Source organism: Psittacicella gerlachiana (assembly GCF_003585965.1).
Lineage (GTDB): Bacteria > Pseudomonadota > Gammaproteobacteria > Enterobacterales > Psittacicellaceae > Psittacicella > Psittacicella gerlachiana.
This window is the reverse complement of the sequence record NZ_NRJF01000189.1, coordinates 1-6,317: the sequence shown is the minus strand read 5'-3', so window position 1 is coordinate 6,317 and position 6,317 is coordinate 1. Positions and strand designations below refer to the sequence as shown.

At 34.0% G+C, this 6,317-nt stretch carries 6 protein-coding genes; 2 read left to right on the top strand and 4 right to left on the bottom strand.

Features of this window, described 5'->3' with window-relative positions:
- Nucleotides 1–273: 273 nt before the first annotated feature.
- The gene (locus tag CKF59_RS06275) at nt 274–888 is read right to left on the bottom strand and encodes a YigZ family protein (protein WP_222985644.1); all 615 of its coding nucleotides are present in this window, start codon (nt 886–888) and stop codon (nt 274–276) included.
- A gap of 671 nt (nt 889–1,559) precedes the next feature.
- Here CKF59_RS06275 and CKF59_RS06270 point away from each other — a divergent pair.
- Together CKF59_RS06270 and pal are read left to right on the top strand one after the other, a co-directional pair.
- Nucleotides 1,560–2,933 (top strand): PD40 domain-containing protein, encoded by a 1,374-nt coding sequence (locus tag CKF59_RS06270; RefSeq protein ID WP_119535094.1) that lies wholly within the window; start codon nt 1,560–1,562, stop codon nt 2,931–2,933.
- 23 nt (nt 2,934–2,956) lie between these two features.
- Entirely contained in the window at nt 2,957–3,460 is a 504-nt protein-coding gene (gene pal, locus CKF59_RS06265) for a peptidoglycan-associated lipoprotein Pal (RefSeq protein ID WP_119535093.1), read from the top strand.
- Between the two features lie 276 nt (nt 3,461–3,736).
- Here the strand turns inward: pal and CKF59_RS06260 are convergent, their stop codons facing one another.
- From CKF59_RS06260 to CKF59_RS06250, 3 genes are all read right to left on the bottom strand, one after another.
- Complete coding sequence (locus CKF59_RS06260) at nt 3,737–4,549, bottom strand: hypothetical protein (RefSeq protein ID WP_147397137.1); 813 nt, start codon at nt 4,547–4,549, stop codon at nt 3,737–3,739.
- Nucleotides 4,550–4,610: 61 nt separating this feature from the next.
- A complete protein-coding gene (locus CKF59_RS06255; protein ID WP_147397136.1) occupies nt 4,611–5,276 on the bottom strand; it encodes a hypothetical protein in 666 nt (221 codons plus the stop codon).
- A gap of 17 nt (nt 5,277–5,293) precedes the next feature.
- Nucleotides 5,294–6,205 (bottom strand): hypothetical protein, encoded by a 912-nt coding sequence (locus CKF59_RS06250; protein ID WP_119535090.1) that lies wholly within the window; start codon nt 6,203–6,205, stop codon nt 5,294–5,296.
- Nucleotides 6,206–6,317: the final 112 nt, after the last annotated feature.

The following is a 6,317-nucleotide window of genomic DNA, read 5'->3' as shown; positions in this document are numbered from 1 at the left end:
ATATTATTGATAAAAGGATAAAGCTAATTAAAATTTTTTAAAGAAATTAAGTTGTTGTCATAGGTTCTTTTGTAAGACAAAATTTTTTGCTAAAAGTTGCAGAATTTAGGAACTTTTATGCGGATTTTTAGGTTTTTGTCTGCAAAATAATGATAAAAATCATCTTTGCTTTTGGGAAAAAGCCTCATGGAACCTATCCATGAGGCTTTAATTAGTTATATTATACTGTAAGATTGAGGAAAAAATAAAAGTTTTCACGAGAAAAGCTAGCTTTTAAGCTTCAATCTTAAACATAAATAGGGTTCCGGCAGAGCGATCTAAGAGTAGCTCTTGCATAGCTTGCACATTTTCGGTAGGCAGAGCAAATTCGGTGGTAACTTCTTCCATAAACTCTTGATACTCAATTTTAGCATTAAATTGATTTAAGAGACTTTGCACTAAATTTAATTGCTCATAACTACAAGTAACAAAATATAGCTCTCTTTCTAATTCAATTTGGGTTTGAGCTAATTTTAAGGCTTGTTGGACGCCATTACCATAGGCTTTGCATAAGCCTCCCGTACCTAGAAGAATACCGCCGAAGTAGCGTACGGTAGCAGCGACAATAAATCCGATTTGTGAATTAATTAACGAGTTGAGCATAGGGCGTCCCGCTGTTCCTGAGGGTTCGCCATCATCACTCGAAAAATATTGTAATTGATCATGAGGTAAGCCGGCTACAGTTGCCCAACATACATGTACGGCTTTGGGATGTTCTCGACGTAAATTATTGACAAATTCACGGGCTTGTTCGAGATTTTCGACTTTTGCTAAGTAAGTAATAAATTTACTTTTTTTAATTTCTTCTTCAAAGATTACAGGTGCGGCTAAGATTTTATATTCCATAATTTTTTACTCCATTTAACCAGCAACCTTTTATTATAACACTGGAAAAAACATAACCTACTCTCAAAAAGTTAAAGCATAAAGTGATCTCTAATTTTTTAATCAGGGAAAAAAGACAGTGAACCCAAGTTTCTCTCGGATAATTAAGAGAAGAAAAACTTATTTTTTCCCCTAGAAAATAGGAGTTTTAGCCCTATAATTACTAGGAAAAAAGGTAATTGCTGAATTGCAATTTTGAGGAGATCAATTCAAGTAAATTTAGTTGTTTTTAGAAGAAAAAATGTAGCTTAAATTAAGCTAAAATTATCCCTAGTTATCCTAATAAGTAATGCTTGTTTAGGCTAATTCCCTCCCTTAATTATCTCGTTGTACAGGATTTAACTATCTTAATGAAAAATATGTAATTAAGTAATAAAATTAACTTGTGAGTTTGCTCTCCTCAGCTTTAAAATATGCGTATAATTTACAAGGGTATAAAGAACAAAGTTCTTTATATGCTAAGATTTACTTTACAAAAATAAGATTTTGATAATTAAGAATCTTTTGTAAGTTCAACCCGAATGTGGTTCTTGAATTGAATCCGAATATTTCTTTAACCTAGTGTTTTTTGTGTTAAAGTGAGAAAGGAATAAAAGTTTTTACTCCTTATTTTGGAGACAGTTTTTTTGATAATTATGTTACAATTGCAAAATTTTTCTCGTCAGATTTCACTATTATCTTTAACTTTAATTGGACTTAGTTCGAGCGTTTTTGCTCAAACTGAGATTGCTACGAATAATGATTTTAGTGGAACTAATGTTATTACCATTGATCAAGGACGTACCCAAGCTGCAAAAATCGCTATAGGTAATTTTAATTATGGTCCTGGAGTCCAATTACCACAAAAGTTAGAAACTATTATTGGTAATGACTTAAAAAACTCAGGGATCTTTGCTCCGATTTATGCAAATCAATTTCCGCAAAGTTTATCGAGTCAATTAAATCCTGAAGTATGGTTTAAAGCAGGGGTATTCTATCTTGTAACCGGACAAGTAAGTGCTCTTAACGCTAATCAACTGCGTTTAGACTATAACCTCTATGATATGTCAGGAGCAATTTGCCCTGTAGGTCAGGCGTGTATTAGTCGTACGGTGACTTTAAACACTAGTGAGAATCGTGATCTTGCTCATACAGCAGCTAATGATGTTTATCAAGCGATACTAAAACAACCTGGCGATTTTTTAACGAAAATTGCTTTTGTGCAACAACCAATTGCAGGGGTAAATAAATATAACCTCTATATTGCAGACTATGATGGAGCAAATCCACGTCAAATTTACACTTCAGATCGTCCAATTCTTTCGCCAAACTGGTCAGGAGATAATCAGCGCATTGCTTTTGTGAGTTATTCTCTCTTTAATTCACGTATTATGCAATATGACCTTAATTCACGTGCAGTTTCGATTCTTGTAAATAAAGAAGGTAATAGTACTGCTCCCGCTTACAGTAGTGATGGTCAGTACTTAGTATATGCGAGTGGAGTAAATGGTTCTTCAGATCTTTATCTGCGTAATCTCAGCAATGGAACCGAAAGAAACTTAACTAATGGTCGTGGACGTAATACTGAACCATCTTGGTATGGGAATAGTGTGATCTTTACTTCTGACCGTAGTGGTACAGCTGCCATTTACCAAATGGATTTAAGTACTGGTAATGCGAATCGCATTTCTCGTACTTCGGGACAAACGACCGATGCTCAAATTAGTTATCCCGTACAAACTATGGTGATGATTAATCGTGATCGTTTAACCACACAAAATCTCAACTCAAATAAGATTAGTCAAATTACTAATACTTTCCTCGATGAAAGTTTAAGTATTTCTCCAAGTGGGCGTATGGTAATTTATTCTTCTACTGTAGGAAATAATAAAGTGCTTAATCTCGTGTCAATTGACGGTTTTTATCAAGTACAATTACCGGTATTGTCAGGATCTTTAAGTTACCCTGCTTGGTCAAATCAAGTACAAGGAAAGTCTACTAACAATATGAATATTCCGAGTGCTCAATAATAATTTAAGGAAATAAAAACTCTATGAATAAAAAATTACTTACTCGTTTAGGAATTGCAGTATTAGCTTCTTTTGCGGTAGCTGCTTGTTCTACTTCAGGTTCTAATGTTGCGGATTCAAGTTTTACTAATGCTTCATTAAGTACTCAAGATCCTAATGCAAAAATCTATAGCGGTTATAGCCAAAACGAATTACAAAACCAATATCGTACGGTATACTTCGCTTTTGATAGCTACCAATTAACTGCAGAGGGTGAACAATTAGTACGTGCACACGCTGAGTTTATTAAAGCAACTGGAGCAAAAGTTTTACTTGAAGGTTACACCGATGAGCGTGGTACTCCTGAGTACAACGTAGCTTTAGGGGCTGAACGTGCGAAAGCAGTAGCGCAAGCATTAATTAAATATGGTGTAAATCCAGCAAATATTCGTCAAATTAGTTATGGTGAAGAGCGTCCAGCAGTATTAGGTCATAACGAAGCTGCTTATGCAAAAAACCGTCGTGTAGAGTTTAATTACAACTTCTAAAACTAAAAGCCGTGGGATTACCACGGCTTTGATAATTAAATCAAAATAACTCTAGAAAATTTGATAAAATAAAAGTGTAAATTATAGAACTAGTTTTTATAATTTACTGGTCTTGATTGAGACCATAAGAAGCACAAAGCTTCTGAAAATACCGAATCTCTCTTGTGCCGTAGATCCTCTGCGGCATGTTTTTTTACACTTTTAACGGTGTATTTTAGAAGACAATTTCCTTAAATATTTACTCTTTCTCGAAATCTTACTTGAGAGATTTTTCAATTACTCCTTACCTAAATTCCTTTCAATATAAGCAAAATCTATAGGTAGAGTTTTTACATAACGTTTAAACTCTTCAATAAGATGTTCTTGTCCATCCGCAAATTGAAATAAACGTTTTACTTCTTCACTCATAGTTTCTAAAGTTTTTTCTTCAACTAGTTCACGAGTGTGAGCTTGTAAGAGATTTTGCATGCTATGCGTTTTAGCAGCATCAATCATGCGATTATATTCAAAATGTTTGTCCGAGTCGTATAAGCGTTGAATATTTTGATTATAAGTAGATGTAAACTCTGCAAGACAAGCTTGATTAAAAGTTTGAGCGACAAGGTTGTGTAAAAATTCATCGGTATACTTTTCATATAGTGATACTTGGTGATGAATCCCTTGTTTAACTTCTAATAGAATCGGTGCTGGAATTGCCATCGCAAATAAAGAAGTTATTATTGATATAACAAAGGTATTGATGAGCTTATATTCTGCTACTTGATACATAAGAATAAAATCTATAAGCGTAAACAAAAGCAGGCAGGAAATATAACGTACGACCGCAACTTTTCTTAGAGTTTCAATACTAGTATAAATACCAATGCGCTTATTACGAAGCATAATTAAGCTAAAAAGCATAGCTTCAAGGGTCAGGAGGAAAAAGGTAAAGATTACGTTGGCACTAAAGTAAGGACTTTTAAGCCCCATAAGAATTACCGCTCCGAGTGCCCCGTATAAAGGCATGACGAGCTTTTCAAAGACCATTAAGGTTTTTTCAAAAAATGAATAGATCCGAAAAATAACTAAATCAAAATCAAAGGAGTTCATAATCAAATATTAGAGCTTAGAGTTTTATTAGAAGTAAAGAAAGTTAAATAAAGAAAAGACTTTAATAGTTAGATACCTCAATGTTAAAGTATTCTTGCCAATACTGTTTAATCTCCGTAAAAGTTTGTGGTGCAAATACTTTAAAGTCAAGATTAATTGGATAATCAAGTACTTGGTTCGCTAGAGGAGAAACTGGGATTTTAAAGTTTTCTCCATTAAAGAGTAAGTAGAAAATGGCAATTTTTTCTTGAAAACTTTGAGTAATAAAACTATATTTGCCATTATGGAACATAAAGTTTTCTAAGTAAAGCATTCCTGTGGTAAAGATTTCAGGGTTGCGGAAGATGAGAGCACTCGCATGAATGATTTGGCACTCTTTTTGGTACTTGCTCTGATTAGTTTGTAAGTAAACTGTACAAGCTTGATTTAGAGTAAAAAATTCATTGAGAAAAGGAATTTGGTATTTGTCATTACTTACTTGAGGAGGAAATACTTGCTGATAAGCTGCAAGTAAATTATAGAAAGCTTGATGTACTTCCGCTCCTTGAGCAAGATTATTAATTTCTTGTTCGAGACTTTTAGTTAGTTTTGAACCTAGGTTATCAGCACGAAAGAAGCTAGCTTCAACCATTTGTTGAGCTTTTTGTTGCTCTTGAGGGCTAGAAGCAAAAGCCCAAGGAATTATAAAAGTCAGGAACATACTGACAGTTTGCAAAATACGTATCATAAAACTCTTATACCTAGTTAGAAATTTACACCTAAGCTCAAGGTGATACCAATTTGTTCTGCGGTCTCGAGAGCTTTAAGAGAGGATTTTGGATCATTAAATAATAAGTATGCTGGATCGTAAATAAAATTTAATACAGGTTGAAGCTGATTAAGGTTACGATGATTTTGTTTGCCTTGATCTGTTACATTAAGATACTTTTCAAAGATATAAGCTTTTTCAGGATTATCAATACTAAATTTACTTAAGCTATAAGTATAAGCTTCATAGGCAAACACCATAGTTGCAAACTGATCCTTGTTGGTAGTCAGTGAAAAAGCATTAATGATTTTAAAGAGGGGATGACAAAAATCATCAAGTGTTGACCAATTACAAGCTTCTAGTACTTTTACAAACTCTTGGGTGTAGGTTAAGTTATATTTACCGTTGATAACTTGAGAATTAGCATGAGCAAGAAAAGCTTGGCTCATTGCCATAAGATAATCGTTAATCGCTAAATGATTTTGAGATTTTTCGAGTAGAGGTAAGACTAGAGCTAAAAAATCCTGACGAAATCCTTGCCAAAAGTGAGGATTTACTTGATACACTTGTTGTCTAATATAGACATTTGCTTCTTCTTGACGGATTCTTTCTTCTCGAAGTCTAGCTTCTTCACGTAATCTCGCTTGTTCTTGTAAGCGAGCCTCCTCTTGTAATCTCGCTTGTTCTTCTGTAATTTGAGTTTGAGGCGATGATTGTTTTACTTTTACCGCCTCTTGTGATTTGGAGATACTCTCTTGCTTTTGAGGAGTTGTACTCGTAGTTTGCGTAGTAGTGTTGCTACTGCTCGTACTTGCTTTCGGAGGCTGAAGCGAGGAGTTTTGTGAGCAAGCACTTAGAAGTAATCCTCCTAAGAGAGGGATTAAAAGTTTAGAGTTGAGATATTGCATATTATAAGTTGAGATCTAAGCTAAATCTAAGGAGTAAAAGTAGTAGTTATTTGCATGAAAAACTCCTTAAATCAAGGTTTATGCCTATATTTTATCGAGGTAAGATTATATC

Excerpts from the sequence above, each read along its gene's own strand:
- CKF59_RS06250 (WP_119535090.1), bottom strand. The coding sequence starts at position 6,205 with ATGCAATATCTCAACTCTAAACTTTTAATCCCTCTCTTAGGAGGATTA.
- CKF59_RS06260 (WP_147397137.1), bottom strand. The coding sequence starts at position 4,549 with ATGAACTCCTTTGATTTTGATTTAGTTATTTTTCGGATCTATTCATTT.
- CKF59_RS06255 (WP_147397136.1), bottom strand. The coding sequence starts at position 5,276 with ATGATACGTATTTTGCAAACTGTCAGTATGTTCCTGACTTTTATAATT.
- pal (WP_119535093.1), top strand. The coding sequence starts at position 2,957 with ATGAATAAAAAATTACTTACTCGTTTAGGAATTGCAGTATTAGCTTCT.
- CKF59_RS06270 (WP_119535094.1), top strand. The coding sequence starts at position 1,560 with ATGTTACAATTGCAAAATTTTTCTCGTCAGATTTCACTATTATCTTTA.